The organism is Pirellulaceae bacterium (assembly GCA_029243025.1).
Classification (GTDB): Bacteria; Planctomycetota; Planctomycetia; order Pirellulales; family Pirellulaceae.
This window is the reverse complement of the sequence record JAQWSU010000006.1, coordinates 114,481-135,620: the sequence shown is the minus strand read 5'-3', so window position 1 is coordinate 135,620 and position 21,140 is coordinate 114,481. Positions and strand designations below refer to the sequence as shown.

Annotated in this window: 15 protein-coding genes; 8 read left to right on the top strand and 7 right to left on the bottom strand. The window is 53.4% G+C overall.

Features of this window, described 5'->3' with window-relative positions:
- Positions 1–21: 21 nt before the first annotated feature.
- Positions 22–768, bottom strand: a complete 747-nt coding sequence (locus tag P8N76_02555) for an ABC transporter ATP-binding protein (protein ID MDG2380532.1) — start codon at positions 766–768, stop codon at positions 22–24.
- A 653-nt stretch (positions 769–1,421) separates the two neighbouring features.
- Here P8N76_02555 and P8N76_02550 point away from each other — a divergent pair.
- Positions 1,422–2,687, top strand: coding sequence for a PQQ-like beta-propeller repeat protein (locus P8N76_02550; protein ID MDG2380531.1), 1,266 nt, complete (start codon positions 1,422–1,424; stop codon positions 2,685–2,687).
- A 39-nt stretch (positions 2,688–2,726) separates the two neighbouring features.
- On the opposite strand, the gene P8N76_02545 is transcribed toward P8N76_02550, so the two are convergent.
- Positions 2,727–4,718, bottom strand: a complete 1,992-nt coding sequence (locus P8N76_02545) for an ABC transporter ATP-binding protein (GenBank protein ID MDG2380530.1) — start codon at positions 4,716–4,718, stop codon at positions 2,727–2,729.
- 254 nt (positions 4,719–4,972) lie between these two features.
- Here P8N76_02545 and P8N76_02540 point away from each other — a divergent pair, with 254 nt between their 5' ends.
- The 6 genes from P8N76_02540 to P8N76_02515 all read left to right on the top strand — a co-directional run bounded on the left by P8N76_02540 (position 4,973) and on the right by P8N76_02515 (position 11,822).
- Positions 4,973–6,436, top strand: a complete 1,464-nt coding sequence (locus P8N76_02540; protein MDG2380529.1) for a hypothetical protein — start codon at positions 4,973–4,975, stop codon at positions 6,434–6,436.
- Positions 6,437–6,454: 18 nt separating this feature from the next.
- Positions 6,455–7,435, top strand: a complete 981-nt coding sequence (locus P8N76_02535; protein ID MDG2380528.1) for a glycosyltransferase family 2 protein — start codon at positions 6,455–6,457, stop codon at positions 7,433–7,435.
- 20 nt (positions 7,436–7,455) lie between these two features.
- A complete protein-coding gene (locus P8N76_02530; GenBank protein ID MDG2380527.1) occupies positions 7,456–8,913 on the top strand; it encodes a hypothetical protein in 1,458 nt (485 codons plus the stop codon).
- A 149-nt stretch (positions 8,914–9,062) separates the two neighbouring features.
- On the top strand, positions 9,063–10,301 hold the full coding sequence (locus tag P8N76_02525) for an acylneuraminate cytidylyltransferase (protein MDG2380526.1): 1,239 nt from the start codon (positions 9,063–9,065) through the stop codon (positions 10,299–10,301).
- A 37-nt stretch (positions 10,302–10,338) separates the two neighbouring features.
- On the top strand, positions 10,339–11,151 hold the full coding sequence (locus tag P8N76_02520) for a TylF/MycF/NovP-related O-methyltransferase (protein ID MDG2380525.1): 813 nt from the start codon (positions 10,339–10,341) through the stop codon (positions 11,149–11,151).
- An 83-nt stretch (positions 11,152–11,234) separates the two neighbouring features.
- The gene (locus tag P8N76_02515) at positions 11,235–11,822 is read left to right on the top strand and encodes a hypothetical protein (GenBank protein ID MDG2380524.1); all 588 of its coding nucleotides are present in this window, start codon (positions 11,235–11,237) and stop codon (positions 11,820–11,822) included.
- Between the two features lie 12 nt (positions 11,823–11,834).
- Here the strand turns inward: P8N76_02515 and P8N76_02510 are convergent, their stop codons facing one another.
- From P8N76_02510 to P8N76_02495, 4 genes are all read right to left on the bottom strand, one after another.
- Positions 11,835–12,725 (bottom strand): site-specific DNA-methyltransferase, encoded by an 891-nt coding sequence (locus P8N76_02510; protein ID MDG2380523.1) that lies wholly within the window; start codon positions 12,723–12,725, stop codon positions 11,835–11,837.
- A gap of 43 nt (positions 12,726–12,768) precedes the next feature.
- Positions 12,769–14,739 carry an arginine--tRNA ligase gene (argS, locus tag P8N76_02505; protein MDG2380522.1) on the bottom strand — a complete coding sequence of 657 codons (1,971 nt, stop codon included), beginning with the start codon at positions 14,737–14,739 and terminating at the stop codon, positions 12,769–12,771.
- Between the two features lie 225 nt (positions 14,740–14,964).
- Positions 14,965–15,378, bottom strand: coding sequence for a ribosome silencing factor (gene rsfS, locus P8N76_02500; protein ID MDG2380521.1), 414 nt, complete (start codon positions 15,376–15,378; stop codon positions 14,965–14,967).
- Between the two features lie 241 nt (positions 15,379–15,619).
- Entirely contained in the window at positions 15,620–18,241 is a 2,622-nt protein-coding gene (locus tag P8N76_02495; protein MDG2380520.1) for a sodium-translocating pyrophosphatase, read from the bottom strand.
- 785 nt (positions 18,242–19,026) lie between these two features.
- Here P8N76_02495 and P8N76_02490 point away from each other — a divergent pair.
- Entirely contained in the window at positions 19,027–19,797 is a 771-nt protein-coding gene (locus P8N76_02490; protein ID MDG2380519.1) for a hypothetical protein, read from the top strand.
- Between the two features lie 21 nt (positions 19,798–19,818).
- Here the strand turns inward: P8N76_02490 and P8N76_02485 are convergent, their stop codons facing one another.
- Positions 19,819–21,039 carry a hypothetical protein gene (locus P8N76_02485; protein ID MDG2380518.1) on the bottom strand — a complete coding sequence of 407 codons (1,221 nt, stop codon included), beginning with the start codon at positions 21,037–21,039 and terminating at the stop codon, positions 19,819–19,821.
- Positions 21,040–21,140 lie beyond the last annotated feature (101 nt).

The following is a 21,140-nucleotide window of genomic DNA, read 5'->3' as shown; positions in this document are numbered from 1 at the left end:
CAGCAAGATCAAATGCATCATTTAATGACCGTTGGCCACTGTGGGACCGCTTGTGGTGGCATGGAAAAAGATCTCTTCGAGTGACGCGGCGGTCAGATGGCTGGCAAATTCCGTTTTGACCTCGGAAAGCGGACCGAAGTAACGCTGGCTTCCATGATCCAAAATTAGTGTGTAACTGCAAATGTCTTCGACCATCGCCAGTAGGTGGGAGCTAATGATGATCGCTGCTCCATCATTCGCACGTTGGATGATTGATTCTTTCAACGCACGGATTCCGCGAGGATCAAGACCTGTGAGGGGTTCGTCAAAGAGGATCGCCGTGGGTTCATGAAGATAGCCACAGCACACGGCAAGTTTCTGCTTCATGCCGCGCGACAGATCACCGACGGGTGTGTTCGCTTTGGATGCTAATTCGAAAGCATCTAATAAGGCTCCGATTCGAAGAGACGCATCTTCGACTTGATATGAAGCAGCCGTGAAAGCCAGATGTTGCGACACCGAAAGATCTTCGAAAAGTTGAGGTTCATCCGGGATGTAGGCGAGGCGCCGTTTTGCTTCCAACGGTTCGTCTCTAAGATCGAAGCCGCCCACCGCCATTTTCCCTTGACTGATCGGGATGATGCCACACAACGCTCGAAGAGTCGTTGTCTTACCAGCGCCGTTTGGGCCAATCAGGCCTAGGATTTGACCCGGCTCGACCTGGAACGATATTCCGGCGACGGCGATAGTTTGATTGTAGGCTTTATGAAATTCTTTGACGCAAATCACCTAACACGCTCCTGGGGCGTGGTGAAATCACCACGCAGAGATCAGTTGGTAGGAAGAGAATCCGCTTCGAGTCACTTATGGCCTCTTTAACTTTAGCTCACGAATTGTCGTGGATAATCGCTGAAACACTGTTCAGCATGGTCGCTGTCACCTCGCGGGTCGCTGTGAGTTGGTGCCAGTCTTGGAGGATTACGTGGACAAATTTTCGGCTCTTTTCCGAACTGCCGATGAGGGTCGACATGCGACCCGCTTGCGGCGAGGCTGATCGAGTGTTTTTCTCGAACGCCGCCGCTTTTTTGCCGCTCCCCCTCGATCACGCATGAGGGTGAATCCTCATCGGTGATGCTTGTCGGATTACCCATTGTGGCGCAGCATCCCTGATGGCGTTGTCTGCTTTTGTCCAGACATTCGTGGTATTCTTTTTATTTGCTTTGACAAGTCGTTTTGTCGTACCATTCAGACTGTTGCTTGGTGCCGAATCGTGAGCAATCAACGCACCACTTGTGTCTGGATTGCCAGTACGGTGCAGAGGGATATTTGCCCAGACGGTCCCAAGAGTCAGATTGGCAAATGCCAGGTTCGTCTTTTGTATCTGGTTGATTGGCTAACATCGACTGAAACCTATTCACCGCAGAAAAAAGGAGTCAAATCCAATGTTGCGTTTGATTGCCATCCCGCTGATTCTGTTGACTTGTCTGTTCGACTCGAGCGCTTGGCAGCAGGCCTGTGCAGACCAGCTTGATTGGTCAGGTTGGCTGGGTCCCCAGCGTGATGGCTGGGTGAGTGGGTTCCAGCCGCCGACTGTTTGGCCCAAGAAACTCGAGAAAAGCTGGCAGGTCGAGGTAGGGAGTGGCTATGGTTCTCCGCTCGTGTCGGGTGATCGAGTTTACCAACACGCGCGACAAGGCGAACAAGAAGTGGTGTGGTGTTTGGATCTGAAGACTGGCGCTGTGATTTGGCGAAAGAGTTACCCGGCTCCTTTCCAAATGGGTGGCGGTGGTGAGAAGCATGGCAAGGGGCCCAAGGCATCTCCGACGCTGGTGGATGGGAAAATATTTACGCTCAGCATCACGGGAGTTCTTTCTGCCTGGGATGCAACGAGTGGTGAGTTATTGTGGCGACGCGATTACAGTTCGCGGTTTGAGAAGACTCATCCCTACTGGGGCGTAGCGACATCGCCGTTGGTCGATGGCAACCATGTGATCGTTCACTTTGGCAATGATGAAGACGGGCAGTTGGTGGCTTTGGACGCCACGAGCGGGAAGGAAATTTGGACTCAGGGCCAAGATGGCGCTTCCTATTCCTCTCCGCTTGTGGTTGAAATTGATGGTGTGCGGCAGATCGTGGAATGGAACCACCGTGCCCTGTTGGGTGTCGAGAGTGCAACCGGTCGCTTGCTCTGGGAATATGAATTTCCGCACGAAGGTCACAACCAAAACATGCCGACACCTGTATTTCATCGGGGACATATTTTGCTTGGTGGCGAAAATCGCGGCTTACTGAGCCTGCGACCGACTCGCGACGGCGATCAATGGACGGTCAAGGAGGCCTGGTATCAAGAGGGTGTGGCACTCGACATGAGTTCGGCTGTGATCAACGGCGATCTGCTGTTTGGTTTTTCGCATTATGGGAGTGGTCGGTTTTTCTGTCTCGATACCAAGACCGGACAAATCAAATGGCAAGGGCCTGGTCGCACAGGCGACAATGTGATGTTCTTATCTGTTCCGGGATATGTGGTAGCTTTGATCAACGATGGTCAATTGCAGGTAATAGCCGCCAAAGATGACCAGCTTGATACTGTGGCAAGCTATCAAGTGTCGCAGACTTCCACCTGGGCACCGCCCGTGCTTTGGCAAGACAGTATCTTGATCAAGGATGATCAAACGCTGACCAAGTGGCGACTTTCGCCGAAAGAATGAACGGCTCTCGCGAACTTTCCAGCGGAGCAGCGAAGTGGGTCAGGCCGCTCGGCGGAAATGGATTTCGTGCAGCCGCTGATAGATTTCGCAGCGACGGATTAACTCTTCGTGGCTACCGACATCATTGATGCGGCCGGCATCCATCACGACCACGCGACTCGCTAACCGGAGCGTCGATAAGCGATGCGTAACCATGATCGCTGTTCGACCTTGAACGAATGATTCAAGTGCGCGATGGATCGATTGTTCGCTCTCAATGTCAATCTGGCTGGTCGCTTCATCGAGAATCAGTAAGTCTGGATTGCGGAGAATTGCGCGGGCCAGGGCGATTCTTTGACGCTGTCCACCCGAGAGGCAACTGCCGCGCTGACCAACCGATGATTCGTAGCCATTCGTCAAGTCATTGACGATGAAGTCGTGTGCGTGAGCTCGTTGAGAGGCATCTACGACTTCGGCATCGGTCGCAGTGGGCGAACCATAACGGATATTGTTAATCACTGTGTCATCAAACAAGTGGGGTTGCTGGGTGACAAGGCTGATTCGCTGCCGCAAGGCGCGGACGCGAAGTTCTCGCAGATCGATGCCGTTCATCGAGACTGATCCTTCGGTCGGATCGTAAAATCGCAGCAATAGATTGATGAGTGTGCTTTTTCCGCTACCATTGGAGCCAACGATCGCCAACGTTTCGCCTGCTTTGATTTGGAGATTGACCTGTTCCAGGACCAAGTCGGACTCTTGATACGCGAAGCTCACGTTGTTTAGTTCTAGTCGATGGATCGGCTCTTGCATCGTGACTGCGGTTTTCTTGTTTGTGATTGTCGTTTCGCGATCCATCAATTCGTAGACGCGGTCGGCGGCGGCAAAGCCGCCTTGCAGAGATACTAAAAGTCCTGACAACTTGCGTGCGGGTCCACTGGCTCCCGCCAAAAATCCGTAAAACAGCAGCAACGACGCCAGCCCCAGCGGACGGCTCGACATCCGAATGCCCCACAAGTGCGTTTGCTGCTCAATGACCAAGTAGGCACCCGCCACAAGCGACAGCGAAATAACTCCGATGCCCAAGAGTTCCGTCATGGGACGCGCGAACGCGTTGTAGATCACGATTTTCATCACTGTTCGAAGATAGCGTTTCAACGCTTTGTGGAAACGAAGCCGCTCCCACCTTTCAGTGGTGAACGCCTTCACCGTGTGGATGCCGTTCAAGGTCTCACTGATGACTCGATAGATCTGAGACATTTCTTCCATAGCGCGATGGTTGGCTCGTTTGATCGATTTCGCGAGAGAACGCATCAGGACCAAGGCTGGTGGGGTGATGATCAGCGACAATAGCACCAATTGCCAGCTGATCAAACAGGCACCAACGAGGCAAAAGAACATCTTGAATGGTTCCAGCATGGCCTTGCCGAAAATGCTGCTTAAACCTGCATTCAGTTTGTTGACGTCGTTTGTGAAATGGCTGACCACAACGCTATTATGACGTTTGCTAAACGTGGAAAGATCGCTCGCTAACGTGCGTCGATAAAGTTGATTTCGCAGGCCGAATACGGTTAGGTGCGAGAGTCTGGCGACGAGAATCGAGTTGATCGATACTGCGACATTTTTCAGTACCGTGCCGAGTCCGAGGGCGGCGACGATCCAGACCAATGTTTGAAATGGGTCGTCGGGTGCGTATCGACGAATCCAGGGCGCGAGTTGCTCGTAGCGGTGTTTCGCTTGCCGTTCGGCTTCCAGTCGAGTCTGCTGCAAACGAATTTCGGAGGTAATCACCGGATCATGCGGTTGAGCTTTGCTTTGATCTTCGAGTGAGAACAGCTTTGCTTCCAGTTCGTCGACGCGGGTGTCGACCGACTGGATTTCTTCGTCGACCCAACCATGTAACGATTGCCCACGGAAAATGACTTCTACAAACGGATAAACTGCCCCGATATTGATGCCCCACAGGAGTCCGACCAAGATTGCTGTCGCGACGACGCTAGCAAGCGTGAGCCGATAGCGCAGAGCATGACGAGCGGCTCGCAGGAAGTTTTTCATAATGGCGACGTTGCGGGGGTGCCAAAGCGAAACAGAGTGGATCGATCCGGGCGACGCTTGTAACAGATTGTTCGGCGCTCTCCAAGATCAAGGCGCATTTCAGGGCTTGCTGGCAGGGAGTGACGTTGACAGCATGCTAGAACGGCTGATACTGTCTGCCCGAGAAAATCCCCGCCCGCTGCATCCCTGCCCGCCGCGACGCAGGGGATACTTACTGACGGATTGGGAATCTGCCGCGAATGGAGTCCGGTAGCATGCGAATCATCGTATACGCACCTTATGCCTACAAGTTGCGTTACTTCGAAACGGAATTGGAATTGGCACAAAAGCATCTCGATGCGGGTGACGAAGTCACCGTGTTGACCTGCCAAGCCAAGATGCCTGAGTGCGACATGAAGCAGCAGAGGCAGTATGTCTGTGTGCGTTGCATGGGCCGGAGTGCTCACGGTTTAAGCTTGCTTGAAGGTGATGTAACTTGTGAACCATTTTATCATTTGAGCGATCACGAAGAGCAGCAGCTGCGAGAATTGAAGACCGATATCTTCGATCACGAATCCTTGTCACAGCTTCGGGTTGATAACTTTGACATTGGTTGGGCCGCACTGTCTTCGATTGTGAGCATTCACCGCGATCCGTATGTGGATTTGCGAGCCAATGCAGATCAACTTGACGGGCTGCTGCGGTCGGCGTGGTCAGTCTACCACTCGGTTCGACGTCGTTTACGGGAGCAGTCCGTGGATCGAATGTACGTTTTTAATGGTCGGCATGCTCCCATGCGTGCCGCATTTCGTGCGTGTCAAGCTGAGGGCGTCGAATGTCTGCTCCATGAACGGGGAAATGATTTTCGTCATTACGAACTCTACCGTAACGCGATGCCCCACGATTGTGATTACTTTGTTGAGCAAGCGGAGGCGGCATGGGAAGCGTCCACCGTCCAGGAGGAAGCCGAGGGCTTGGGGGCTGGTTGGTTTCAGGATCGCTCGCAGGGCGTGGAGCAGGTGGGTGTTTCTTTCATTCAAGGGCAACAGCAGGGACAGTTGCCCGAGAATTGGGATGCTCAGCGGCGTAACGTCGCAGTATTTGTCTCTTCGGAAAACGAATTCGTAGCGATTGGCGACAGTTGGAAAAACCCGCTCTACGAAAGTCAACTGGATGGCCTGCAGAAGATGATTGATTCGTTGGAGTCAATTGATACTGATTTGCATCTTTACATTCGCGTTCATCCGAACCTGTGTTTTGTGCACAATCAGCAGACACGCGGTCTGGCTGAACTCAAGTCACCGCGCGTCACGGTGATCCCAGCCGATGACCCGATTTGTAGTTATTCGTTACTGTTGGGTTGTGAGAAAGTATTGACGTTTGGTTCGACCATGGGAATTGAGGCGGCTTATTGGCAGCGCCCTTCGATTCTGGCCGGAATGTCATTCTACCGTGAAATGGGTGCGACTTATAATCCGACAAGTCATCAGCAGTTGATGGATTTGCTGCATCAACAACTTGAACCGAGGCCCCAACTGCCCGCCATCAAATATGGCCACTACATGGCGACCTTTGGAATCGAATACGAGCACTATTTACCGGAAACTCGCTACGAAGGTCGGTTTCGCGGTGAATGGGTGAAACCAACTCGTAGTTCCTGGGTGAAGTCCCGCTTTGTCAAACTCTACGGCAGTGCTCAAAAGCGCATTAAACGTCTGAAACCTCGGAAAGCTGCCTGAACGGTGGAGGATCCAACGATGAAGACCTCCTGCTTAATCAATAACTTCAATTATGCCGACTACGTTTGTGACGCGATTCAGAGCGTCTTGGACCAAACCCAGTTGGTTGACCAAATTGTTGTTGTCGATGATGGCTCGACGGACCGATCCTGTGCGCGGATTGAGGCTGAGTTTGGCAGTCTGGACCGCGTGCTTCTGATTCGAAAAAGTAATGCGGGCCAATTGTCTTGTTTTAATCGCGGAATGCGAGAAATTTCGGGAGATGTGGTGTTCTTTTTGGATGCGGATGATCGATACCGTCCGGACTATGTGATGCGTGCTATGTCTGTTTTTGAGCGACATCCCACGGTTGATTTTCTCACGGTTGCCGATCAACAGACCGGTCCAACAGCATCTCCACCTTCCTCGTTACCCACGCGAGACTTGGGGCTATCGACGCTCGCAACTCTACTCGACCGAAAATGGATCGGTGGCGTTACTTCCAGTCTGTCCATGCGTACGGCGTTGGCGAAGCGAATTCTTCCTTGTGCTTTGGAATCAGAATGGCGCACTCGGGCTGACGATGTGCTGGTGTTTGGATCGTCAATTTTGGGTGCACACAAGTACTATTTAGGTGAACCGCTCATCGAGTATCGCTTGCACGGTCGTAATTATTTTGCTGGACAGCATTTCACGGCCGTTCAGCAAATGCACTATTCGTTGGCCGTGAATCAGCTCATCGCTTGGTATGCTCGGTTTATGGGCTTCGATACCAATCGTTTACCGCCGTTACTGCATCGTGAGTTTCGAACCATCGAACGTCCATCATTCCGCGAATGGGCTGATTATTTCGGTTTGGTCTGGCGACAAAGAACCCCGTTCTCGATGCGTATTCGCCAATCCTTTGCCCTGACAGGTCATGCCATCGATCAGCGTCGAATCCCCGCCCCTCGGAAACCGCACGTGTCGGTTGCGGCTGCTCAAAGCAGGCAACCGACAGTTGGCGTTTCTGTGTCATAATTGCCTTCAGGATCGGAATCATGCGCGTCGTTGTCTTTGCACCTTATGCACACTGGAAATTGCATGTCACCGATCTTGAGTTGATCCAGAAACACGTTGATGCAGGTGACGACGTTACGGTGCTGACCTGCCGCGGTGAGATGCAGGCCTGTGACAATAATCCGCGTCAACAAGCTTCCCGATGTGTTCGCTGTATTGGCCGCAGTCAACTTGGGTTGCGGCGGATCCGTGGTCCCTTTCAGGTTGCAACCTACTATCGTTTGACGGACCAGCAGGAACAGCAACTCCAGGAACTACCGACCGAGTTTTTGGATCGCGAGCACATGCAGTCGTTTCACGTAGAGAATTTTGATATTGGCTGGGCGGTCTTGTCGTCATTGATTACGCGACATCGGGATTCCGAAGTGGATTTACGAGCCCATGCATTTGAATTGGCGGGTCTGATGCGAGCGGCTTGGAGCGTCTATTATTCGCTTCGAGCACGACTTCGTGAACAAACCGTGGATCGCGTTTATGTCTTCAATGGTCGCTATGCACCGTTGCGAGCCGCCTTTCGCGCCTGCCAAGCTGAGGGGATCGACTGTCGGATTCATGACGTCGGCCAGGACCATTCTTACTACTCAATCTATGAAAATCGTTTGCCGCATGATCACTTGGCCTGTGCAAAGACGGTCCAGCAAACCTGGGAGCAGGGTGAAGCCGATCGAGAGTTGCAGGCCGAACGCTGGTTCGACGAGCGGGCAAGCGGAAGGGTGCGATCGGGACGCTGCTTCGTTGATTCCCAGAACAATGGACAACTTCCAGGACAATGGTCGCCGACGAAACGCAACGTCGCCATCTTTACCTCCTCGGAAGATGAATTCGCAGCGATTGGCGAAAGCTGGAAAAATCCCCTCTACAAAAGTCAACTGGATGGGTTGCAGCAAATCGTCCATGCGATGAAGGCATGCGAACAAACGCATCTCTACATCCGCGTGCATCCCAATTTGAAAGGGGTGAATAATCCACAAACCCGCGCCGTTCACCATTTGGTCGGAAATAATCTGACCGTGATTCCAGCAGAAGATTCGGTGAGCACTTACGCGTTGATACGTGCATCGGATACGGTGCTGACTTTCGGATCGACTGTCGGTATCGAAGCGGCCTATTGGCGGAAACCGTCGGTCTTGGCTGGGATTGCACTCTACCGAGAGTTAAATGCGACCTTCAATCCCGGCAGTCATGATCAATTGATCGCCTTGCTGTCGCGCCGTTTGGCGCCTCAAGATATCCTGCCGGCACTCCAATATGGCTACTATCAGGCCACCTTCGGAGAGCCCTATCGCTACTACCAGCCAGCCGCCGACTATCAGGGACGGTTCAATGGGGGCGGTCTTCAGCCGGGTCTGAAGACCTGGATGCGGTCTCGTCTTGCCAAGGTCTGGCCTTCCCAAATGCTGCCCAAGTCGCCCGCGTGGTCGCGGAAAATCTCTGCTTAGCGATCTGAGATGCCATTTGACCCCGGCAATTGTTCGTAAATTCCGCGACGCTAGCACCAATCGCTGTTGACCGCAAATCAGACCATGGATTATCACCATGGACGCTTGCGTCGGCGAAGGTCCGATGCCAAACAACCCGGAGGTAACACATGGAAGTGCTTGCCATCATTCCTGCACGCGGTGGTTCGAAGGCCATTCCACGCAAGAATCTTGCGCCCTTATGTGGCAGACCGCTGATCGTTTGGATGATTGAAGCGGCCAAATCCAGTTGTCATATCGATCGTGTGGTGGTCAGTACGGACGACGCCGACATCGGTCAAGTTGCCGAGGAGCATGGAGCAGAGGTGGTTTGGCGACCGGCCGCATTAAGCGGCGATTTTGATTCGTCAGAGTTGGCCTTGTTGCACGTGCTGGAGACGCTGGACGCGTCCGAGAACTATCAGCCTGATTTGACAGTGTTCTTGCAATGCACGGCTCCGTTGACGACAGGTGGGGACATCGACGATGTGGTCCATTCGCTGCTGTTAGAAGAATCTGATAGCGCGCTGGCCGTGACCCATTTTCATGAATTTGTCTGGAAGCAACAAAATGGCGACGGGGTTGGTGTCAACCACGATAAGTCGAAACGACTCATGAGACAGCAGTTGGATCCGACTTATGTTGAATGTGGATCGGTCTACGTTATGAAGACAGATGGGTTTCGAACCCATCGCCATCGTTTTTTTGGTCGCACGTCCATGTTTGTCGTTCCGCGAAATCGTCATTTGGACGTCAACGAGTTGGTTGATTTGGAAGTAGCGCAAGTCATGTTGGCCAAGCAACTGCAACCGCATGAGCAACCGCATGAGCAACCGCATGAGCACAAGCGCGAACTAATTCCCGAAAATTTGAAAGCGATCGCTTTTGATGGTGATCGACTATTGACGAATGATAGTCTCTCGAGTCTTTCGCATGAGACCGTGAATACTGATCTATTGAACGGGCTTGATGTGAAGCAACTTCGCTCGCTCGGTCTGGAATTGCTGGTATTGTTGCCGGAGATGAACCCGGTCGTCTCGGCATGGTGCAGGGATCTTGGGTTAGACGTCATTGATAAATCGAAAGTTAACTCGCCCACATTGTTGGAATGGTTGTCGCAGAACGACATTTTGCCCGAACAAGCGGCCTATTTTGGAAATGGCCAGGACGATCTGGACAGCTTGACTCGAGTCGGTTGTGGTTTGGCCGCGGCGGACGCTTTACCGGATGCCAAGGCGGCAGCCAGCGTGGTGCTTACCGCTTCAGCAGGGCAGGGTGCGGTTCGCGAAATTTGTGAATTACTTCTCCATCGATTCACAGAGGATCATTCCGTTTCCCGTTCTGGCAGTCGCATCGATAAGTGCCGTTGATCGTTGTCCCAGGCGATGTCTTGAAGAAGAGAGATCGATGAAATCGACCCAGCGAGAGCCATCGAGTTTTATCTATACCAAACTGTTGCAGGCGTTACTCTCGACGCGGAGTGCCGGTACCAGGCGTAATTTTCTATTGAACCAACTAGAGCATGAAGTCAGCGATGCTCCGTGTGAAGAGGCCTACCGTTTACGAAAGCGAATTTGGTATCGATTTCTCAAGAAAATGCCGACTGCGACGGCCGAATTTGATCTGCGGGTCCACGGCTTTTTCGATTTATTTTCACAGCTCAAAGAGGTGCCTGGCGAGATTGTCGAGTGCGGTGTGGGGCGGGGACAATTTCTGAGTGTCTTTCTCTTCGCAAACGCCTATTATTCGCTGAATCGAAAGGTGATTGGATTTGACTCGTTTACGGGCTTTCCGCCCGCGAGTGAGCACGACATTGGTGATCGGGTTGAGAAGGTTGGAGAGATTGACGGTTGGGCCGATTCGACGTTGCAAACGGTACGTGACACCATCGAGACGCTCGCACGTGGGGCGGCGTTCTGCACCCCGAACGATCTGGACCGGTTGCAACTCATTCCCGGCTATTTCGATCGGACTTTGGAAGCAAATTTGCCGGATCGTATTTGCTTTTTGCATCTTGATGCAGATCTCTATGAATCGACACGAGACTGTTTGCAAGCATGCCTACCCAGGATGGAAAGTGGATCGTGGATCGTATTCGACGAGTTGCACGAAACCGAACGCTGGCCAGGAGTGGGAAAAGCCGTTGATGAACTCTGTCGTCCGTCTGGACTGATTCCCGTTTGGTTACCCGCCATTCAACGAATGGGGATCCAGGTGTAAAACCAGCGACTGGGACACCTCCGCACAATTCACGAAGACTGTAGCTGTATTCACGAAGACTGTAGCTGTTGTAAGGTGAAACTATGATTGCCCCGATTGTGGCCGCGCTGATCGGACTTGGTATCGGTGTTGCAATTGGCTACTTGGTGACGTATCGATACAAGGCACAATATGAGATTGTTCAACGGCAGTTGGCAAACTTACGAGGCGAAAACTACCGCGGCGAAGTTGCCACGATTCCATTCTCCGCGGCCGCAACTTCTGAAGCGGCCAGTCCCGTGGGAATCGCTCCCGTGAGTCGGGAGACGCCCGCGGAGGCCTGCGAACGTTGTGCAGCGCTCGAACAGGAATTAGTCGAGGCGAGGCAAGTTTCCGTCCCGGTGAGCGAAGCGGTCTCAGAAGAGCCGATCGTAGGCGGGACGGAGCAATGGCAATTGGCTCAATTGCATCGTGAGCAAGTCGCGATGCAGATCAGCTTGGATGAACACCAAATTCAAGTGCGAGAGCTTTCGACTGAACTAGAGGCGGTGCGTGCGAGATCCACGCTGGATCTGGAGCAGCTTCGCCTTCTGTTAGGTGAACACGAAGCGACGATTGCTTCACTGGAGCGAGAGAAAGCCAGTTTGTTGGATCAGGTGCCTCCCGTCGATCCACCGGTCCAAGAAGGCTGACCTTTCATCGCTTTAGTTTGGCTTCGACGATTCGTCTTGCTTCGCTCTTTTGATGCGTTTTCGTGCCATCTTGCAATAGTCCTGCACGCATTCGATGCCGACGAAGTTTCGATTCAAACGTTGGGAAACAATCGCGGTGGTGCCACTCCCCATGAACGGATCAAGAACAACTCCCTGATCGGGACAACCGGCTAAAACGCACGTTTCGACGAGTGATTCCGGGAACACCGCAAAATGAGCTTCTCGAACTTTTGAGAGGGGAATTGACCAAACGGTGCGTTTGTTTCGTCCTTTGGGATGAAAGGCTTGGTCCCAACGACCATTGTGCAGATTGGGATGGCCCCCGTTCTTGCCGTTTTCGGGCGTGCTGTCTCGTTTGAAAAAGTGATTCCGTCCGCCTTTCATACGACTGTTTTCAGAGAAGGTGACGTGAGGTTCGCGGATCGCGTCGATATCGTAGTAATACGACTCGCCCTTGCTCAACAGAAAGACATATTCGTGGTCGGTCGTGGGACGGTTCTTGACGGCTGACGGCATGGCGTTGGGCTTTTGCCAGATGATATCGCTGCGAAGGTACCAGCCGTCTTCTTGTAATGCCAACGCGACACGCCAGGGCATGCCTAACAGTCGTTTGGCCTGGTATTTGTCGCCCAACACAAGCCACAATGTGCCGTGGTCGTGCAATGATTGCCTGGCAGCCCGAAAGAGAGCGACTAGTCGCTCGATGTATTCTTCGGGGGTCCGCTCCTGTCCGACCTGATTCGCATTCGCGTAATTTCTTTGCCGGAAATAAGGCGGACTTGTGACGATCGTATCCGCAAAGCCAGGTTCGAGACGGCCAAGTTGGACTTTGGCATCCCCGCAATAGATCGTGTTAAGTTTTGGCGGTATGAGTTTGGCCATCCTGTTACCTCAAATGCTGCACCGCGCGGCTGCTAGGAGATCGTTACATTTTCTCCACAACCTGGATCCCAAGTAACGACAAGCCGGTTTGCAAGGTGCGAGCTGTCAAATCACATAGCAGAGCTCGGCTGTCACGCAACTCCGTGGATTCCGCCTTGATGACGGGGCACGCTTCAAAGAATCCCGAAAAGGAAGTGGCCAGCTCGTACAAATAATTGGTTAAGTGATTGGGGCGGTAATCGGTGCTTACTTCCTCCAACGCTTCTGAAAATCTCAGGATCTGCAAGCCCAGGGCTCGTTCCTTTTCGTGTTCGAGCGAAATCCTCATGCCGGATTGTCGCAAGCTTTCGATGTCAATTCCACCGCGAGCGAAGATGCTTTTCACACGAGCGTAGGAGTACTGCAGATAGGTGGCCGTATTGCCTCGAAGCGCCACCATTTTGTCTTCATTGTAAACGTAATCGCTGGCCCTGTTTTGCGACAAGTCCGCGTATTTGATCGCTGCATGCCCAACGATGTTGGCGATTTGGGTGCGTTGTTCGGACGAAAGTTCCGGGCCGTTCGGTTTGCCGTCGTCGTTTGCATTCACGACCGCCGCTGCGTGTTCAACGGCTGCGTCCAGTAATGACTCTAAGCCGACGGTGTCTCCCGAGCGTGTTTTAAAGGGCTTGCCATCATCGCCGAGTACCGTGCCAAATTCGATGTGTTTAAGTTCGACGTCTTGGATGCCCCACTTTTTCGCAGCGGCGAATAGTTTATCGAAATGGTCTGCCTGTCGAAAATCGACAACATATAGAATGGCATCCGGCGACCAACGCTCCCTGCGATACTGGATCGTGGCCAAGTCGGTTGTCGCGTACAGGAAAGCACCATCCTTCTTGCGGATGATCATGGGTGCTTCAAAGCCATCTAGAAAGACACAAGTTGCCCCTTCGCTTTCGCTCGCTAAACCACGTTGCACCAAGTCATCGACGACGGTACCCAAACGATCGTGGTAGAAACTTTCACCCAGTTCTTCGTCAAACGTGACGCCGAGGCGACCGTAAACACGTTCGATTTCAGCGCGACACTTGGGAAGAAAATCCTCCCACAACTTGGCGTTGTCAGGATCCCCCGCGTGCAGTTTTGCGGTTTCTTGTAAAACGTCTTGACCGATTGTCGCATGTTCAGCGATCCGTGCCGCGAAGGCCGTGTCGTTTTGAGCAGCGGATAGCTTTTCCGCAAGGCTCGCAAGGCTCGCTCGCGTATCGGAGAGTTGAGACTTCAGTTTCTTGATGATCTTTTTTTGTTTTTTCTGCGCCGCTTTGTCATCGGCCGACTGTTGTTCCGCCGTTTCTAGCTCCGTTTCCAGTTCTGTGATCCGATCCGCGACGACAGGTTGTTGTGCAACTGCCTCGTGGTAATCCACCAGTCGACGGACAACACGATAAACCCGACCTAGCTCTTGCACCGGTGCTTGCTGATAGGCAGTCGGATTTGCAAAGTTGCGGTAACCGTAGATGATCATTCCGAATTGGGTGCCCCAATCGCCCAGATGATTATCCGAAACCACCGTGTTACCCAGGAACCGCAGGATTCGACAGAGCGAATCACCGATGACGGTTGATCGAATGTGTCCAACGTGCATCGGCTTGGCGACATTCGGCGATGAAAAATCAATGACATATGTTTTGGGTTGGGGGATCGCCTTGATGCCAAGTCTTTCGTCTTCGGTGGCCACATGGAGCTGCTCCGCAATCCAAGTATCTTGCACTTGCAAATTAATGAAACCCGGGCCAGCGATTTCAGCCGGGTGGCAAAAGTCATCGATTTGAAGGGAAGCTGTGATTTGTTGGGCTACTTCCCGTGGAGGCTTGCCGAGCTTCTTTCCCAGCGGCATCGCGCAATTTGCCTGGTAGTCACCAAAGCGAGCATCCTGAGCAGGCCGAATCATGTCCAATTCGGCGGATGGATCGGTGATGAGACGCTCGAGAGTTGTTCGGAAGCGGTCCCGTAATTCGTGCAATATGTTCATGGTTTGTTGGTTGCGGGCCAGGCGGAGTGAAGATGACCAGTCTGAATTCAGATGGCACACTTTAACCCGCAAAGACGAAAGCGAGAAGAGATCGACAGCGGTCGCGCGGCAGTTTATCGGAGGCAAGAGGGCCAAGCTGAGAAATTGCCGCCTCTGAGCAGAGTTGGCCGCGGGGTCGATCGGAGGGAAAAGCGATCGACCCTTGCGGTGAAATAGGCTTCGCCGTTAGGACTGCGAGCTTTCTCGCTCCCACGCGATGCGGGGTGCTTCCGCCCACATCTCTTCGATCGCAAAAAAATCTCGCGTCTCTTGATCGAACAAGTGAATCACCACGCTGCCGTAGTCGAGCAGAATCCATCGACTTTCTGAGTAACCCTCGATCCCCATTCGTTGATCGTTAAGATCATCTTCCAGCTTGTGGTCGATCTCCTCGCTCATTGCGTGCAATTGACGACGGCTTGCGCCGGTTGCGATCACGAAGTAATCAAACATGCAGGTCAGTTGTCGCACGTCGAGGACCGCAATGTTTTGCCCCCGGTTCTCATCCGCGGTTTGAGCAGCGGCCACGGCAAGTTGTAGAGCACGTGCCGCTTTGTCGACTGAGTTGTTGGCTGGCTGGACCATTTTGGATTCAGGCACGTAGTCTCCTTTTCGAACTGGGTTGCTCTTGTCTGCTTGTATGGTAACCAGACCGGCAGCTGTCGAAAAGGTTCAGCCCTGTTACGTTTTCAAGTCAAAACTGGCCATTTATGGCACAGCGTCAAGAAAAGTGGCTGAAATCAAAGCGAAAGGGCATACCAATCACCGTTTGGTATGCCCTTTGTTAAAAAGCTTAACCTGGGTGTCAAGCTGTAGCGAGCATGACACCTAGACTGATTTGCTAAAAGATTCCAAGTGCCATGAGGCTGTAGCGGACGACGAAACCGGCGACCACCACACTGACCATGCTCATCAGCTTGATCAAGATATTGAGGCTCGGACCGCTCGTGTCTTTAAACGGATCGCCGACCGTGTCGCCGACGACTCCCGCTTTGTGAGCTTCCGATCCCTTGCCTCCATGGTGGCCGGCTTCGATATATTTCTTGGCATTGTCCCAGGCACCACCCGCATTGGCCATGAAGATCGCCAGACAGAAGCCGGTCGTGAGGGTACCGACGAGCAATCCCAGCACGCCACCTACGCCGAGCAAAATGCCGACCACAACGGGCGTGGCAAGACCGAGTAGCGAAGGCAGCACCATTTCGACTTGGGCTGCCTTGGTACTGATCGCCACCGGGGCAGCGTAATCCGGTTGTTCCGAGCCTTCCATGATTCCCGGTTTTTCGCGGAACTGACGTCGAACTTCCTCGACCATTCCCTTGGCAGCTCGACCCACCGCTTTCATGGTCATGGCACAGAAGACGAATGTCGCCATGGCTCCGAGAAAGACTCCAACCAGTACTTTGGGATTCATGAGTGAGGCGTCATAGTAGGTGGCAAAATCGACCAGGGTGGCCTTGTCGACGGCGATCAGTTTGCCTCCCGTATCAGCGAAAGCAAGCTCGCCGTGTTCCATGCTTTTGAACATCTCGTCCGGGATTTGCACCGGGCCGGATCGGAAATCCAAGTCGCCCCATTTATCGGTGATTTCAGGCTTGCGCAATTCAGCCGGAAGTGCCAAAAAATGATGTGCGTGATCGCCATGTTTGTGCAGAATGAAGCCGTTGGACAGCTTGAAGTAGCCCGTTTCAGCTTCGATTTGTTCCACGGCGGCCTCGCCCCAACGGTCAAAACCAATTCGGACTTCCTCGACGTAGGCTGCCAGTAGCGCGAGAGCGGTGAGAGCTGCCGAGCCGATTGCGAATCCTTTGCCTGTCGCAGCGGTTGTGTTTCCGAGACTATCCAGTGCATCGGTGCGTTCGCGAACAATCGGCTCCAAACCTGCCATCTCGGCATTACCGCCTGCGTTGTCAGCGATTGGGCCGTAGGCGTCGGTCGCCAATGTGATACCCAGTGTGCTGAGCATGCCGACTGCTGCAATGCCTACTCCATACAGGCCAATTGAAAAGTAGCTGATGTCGGCGAAGTTCCACCCGCTGGCAAAGCCAAAGGCGGTCAGGGTAGCGACGCAGATAACGATCACAGGGAACCAAACGCTCATCATCCCGTCGGCCACACCGCCGATGATGAGCGTGGCTGGGCCAGTCTCAGCTTGTTCGGCGAGTTTTTTCGTGGGACTGTATTCATCACTCGTGGAATATTCCGTCCATTTTCCGATTAACCAGCCGGCTAATAGACCGACAACAATACTGACAGCTACGCCAGGGATTGGGATGCCGGACGAAATCAAAGTCTCCTCGTTGTGTGGCATCAGCCACCAAGCGAGCAGCACGGCAGCAATCGCAACCAAGACCGTCGATGCGTTGATTCCGCGACCCAGAGCCTTGAGCAAATTCTTCTGTGTAGCGTCTTCACCCGTACGCACCAAAAAGATGCCCAGGATGGAGAGGAAGATACCAACGGCCGCGATCGCCATCGGCAGCAGCAAAGCTTGTAATTGAGCCTGATCGGGCGTCAACCCGATTGCCTGAATACCGGAACCCGAGAAAGCGGCTACGCCTAAGGCTGCGGTGGCAAGAATCGATCCGCAGTAGGATTCGTAAAGGTCAGCGCCCATGCCCGCGACGTCACCCACATTGTCACCGACGTTGTCGGCAATGGTGGCAGGATTCCGCGGGTCATCTTCCGGAATGCCTTGTTCAACTTTGCCCACCAGGTCGGCACCAACGTCCGCGGCTTTTGTGAAAATTCCACCGCCGACTCGGGCGAACAACGCTTGAGCACTTGCTCCCATACCAAAGCACAACATGGTCACCGTGATTTCTGCCAGCGGCATTCCCACGATCCATTTGAGCAGCGCGAACCAAATAGTGATGTCTAATAAGCCCAGACCGACTACGGTCAGACCCATCACGGCCCCCGATCGAAACGCGACCTGTAACCCCTGATTGAGTGATTTTTGAGCTCCGGCCGCCGTTCGGCTGCTGGCCCAAGTGGCCGTCTTCATGCCGCACCAACCGGCGAGTCCAGAAAAGAAACCACCCGTTAAGAACGCGAAGGGAACCCATTTGCTTTGAACATCGAGCACAAAAGCAAAGATGGCCAACACGATCACGATCAGCACAAAAAAGATCGAGACCACAAAGTATTGCTGACGCAGATAAGCGTTGGCACCCTCGCGGACGTGACCCGCGATTTCAATCATCCGATCGTTTCCTTCGTCGGCAGCCATCATTTGTTTAAAGAAACGATAGGCAAAGACAAGGGCAACGATCGAGCCGACAAAGGCGATGGTCCAAATCGTAGCTTCCGTGGCGTTAAAACTGCTCGCGGCCGCCTCGGGCGTTTCTCCCGTTGTTTCGGGGGCTTGTCCCCAAAGAGTTGAGGCAGTAATCAGCACGACGGCGGTTGCCGCCGACGCGCTCTGTAGGGCTTTCCAGCTTCGTGACATGAGCCTAAACATTAGTTTCCTTTTTACTTCTTCGACTGGATTTTGTTGGGCGAGCAAATGAGGTTGTCAAAGGTATGACTTTCGCTCGAGCTTGTTCCTGGGCCGTGTGTCGATTCCCTTCGCCATCCACGCGCAATGGGATGAACAGTCAAAAACATCGGAGGCAAATGATTCAAGTCGGTCACTTCGGTTCGTCCCGAAGGCACTCCTTTTACCGATCTTCTGTGAGAAGTCCTTGGTCACCCCTGCCGGGGGAACTTGCGCCGCCCAACCTTTTCAGGCTCGGAAGGCATTGAAAATCCAGTTTCATGGGCAGGTAATAGGTGAGGCTTCGGAGTGTAATTAATCCGCAGGAAATCTGTCAATAACATAGCATGCGCTAAACGGGTTGAACTGGCAGGATATGCGGATCGCTGGCCGTTTGAGGCGAGATTCAACCAAGTGGGGTGATCATCGCCAGATCCTCGAGCGTTCCGATTTAGCCCGATAATCGGTGAAAAAACGCACTTTTGTTCTGGTGGGAAACAGAATTTTGGATTTGGAGAGGGATCGCGGGAAGCTCTTCGTTCGGGCCGGTTGATCGACAGAACGAAGATGGGGTGCTGGTTTAATCGGGTCGAACCGCTCAGATTGTGCGGATTCTGCCGACGCTTAGCTCCGTGTTCAAATTGAAAAACACTTGGAAATCCGCATTGGGGCGATTATTCTGTAGTCTAGGCAAACCTCGCAGGCGGCCGATCTGGTACCCCTACGCGATCCTGCCTCCTTTTTTATTCCACGGGAACGGAGATTAAACCATGTCGTGTCGCTGTCTCGCCGTACTGGGGCTCATCTGCCTTTCGGCCGTTGCGTCCAATGTCTGCGCGGCTGATCGTGTAGCCCGAAATACTGGCGATCAAGTCGAACTCTTTGCTGCTATGAAGGCCGAACAGGTCGACGTGAAATTGATTCCAAAAAACTCTGAGCAGGCAACCGTCATTGTGAAGAACAAGACGAATCGGCCTCTTTCGATCAAAATGCCTGAAGCTTTTGTCGGCCTACCGGTCCTCGCTCAAATGGGTGGCATGGGTGGCATGGGCGGCATGGGTGGTGGCGGCATGGGCGGCGGTCAAGGCATGGGTGGCGGCATGGGCGGCATGGGCATGGGTGGCATGGGCGGTGGCATGTTTAACATCGGCCCCGGGCGCGTCGGCAAAATAAAGGTCGTTACCGTTTGCCTCGAGCATGGAAAGAAAGATCCCAATCCTCGGATGGCTTATGAACTCAAACCGATTGAAAGCTTCACTGACAAAGCTCCCCTGATCGAGGTTTGTAAGATGCTTGGATACAACCAGCTTGATCAAGCTTCCGCCCAGGCAGCTGCATGGCACCTGAGTGATGGTTTGAGTTGGCAGGAACTGGCGGGTAAGGTCAAGATCAAGCATCTCAGCGGCTACCAGCAGCTTTATTTCAATGCGGCCAATCTGAACTTGGCGGTGCAGGCTGTGCAGGAAGCGAATCGTCGTGCTCGAGTCTCCGAGGAGTCGGAGCCAACAAGCCCCGGTGAGCTAACGATCAGCCAGCGATAGCTCGTGCTGACTGGCCACTTCTCAGGAGGTGGCCACGGCGGAGCCGCTTCGCAATTCCCATGAGAGCCGTTCGATTTCTTGCCGGTAATCTTCGCGCTGTTGCTGCCACTGGAGCGATTGTCTGGCGAATTCAGCTTCCATCTGATCGAGTTCTCGTTCGCGTCGGATGAGGTGAGCTGTACGAGTTTCGATCTCGTCATACCGCCGATCTGCCCACATCTGTAGCTCGCGGCGTTGCTGCCGCAGGCGAGTTTCTTGGGAATTCAAGTCTTCTCGCAGCGAATGAAGCTCGTCCTTTCGCTCGGCTAACGTTTCATTGGTCAAGCGATAGTGGTCGGTCAAACGCGCTCGAGTCTCAGCCAGTTGTTGAGAGAGGTCTTCTGCACCCGGGTGATCTGCATGGAGTTCCGTCCAAAGGGACTCGGTCGATAGCTGCAGTTCTAAGGCTTCGCGGTGTAACTGGGTTACTTGTTCGTAGAGTTGTTCGACATGTGTTGATCTCGCGTCCAATTGGACTTTGCGACGAATCAAAGCATCTCGTTGCTCGTTGAGTTCGCGTTGCTGTACGGGCAAATCCTTAATGGGTTCCTCGGTGGAGTTGCCCCGGGTGGTTGCCGGTGCCGCTTCTGTTGAGCGGTTGTTCGGCTGGATGGGGAGGGTCGTGGCGATCTCGATTTCTTCGCTGTCATCGTCCAGCGACAACATGGGCTGAGCCATGTCACTTGTCCTGTCTCGGTCGTCAAATCGCCAACGAACTTGCTCGGATGGAGCTTCCGTCGTTGGTTCGGTAGTTCGATCTGTCGCACTGGAAATGGTCGGATTGGGACTGGCTAACGATTCTTCGTTCGTCAGCGCGTTGGCCAAGTCGATGCCATATTCCATCGGGCTGGATTCAATTTCGCTCGTGTTCGAAGCAGCGTCCTCGTCTTGCTCGGAGGCTTCGGGATGGGGTCTGAGACGGGAGTTTCGCAGATCGTTTTCGAGTAACGCACTACGCGAATTGAGCTCCGATTCCCGCTGGTCCAGGAAACGTTGTTTCTCCTGTAGCAAGGTGGCCAATTCGATCGCTTGCTCGCGTGATTGCTCTGCGGCTCGTGTCGGATTCTGCCCAGCGATTGCACTCAGTAAGTCCATCGAGGGCTCGCAGCTTTTTGGCACTTCCTTAGCGATCGGAAGGTGCGCCGCATCGACTCGTGTGGTGGACTGGGAACGAGTGTCGGCAGACGGTTTGGTTTCGCTCATTCTGCGATTCCCTTGCGTCGTGTGGGGGTGAGCAGTAGATCTGGTTTGCAGGTCGTTAAAGTCGGCTTTCCTTACGTTATCGGTAAAGTCGGTGTGATTGT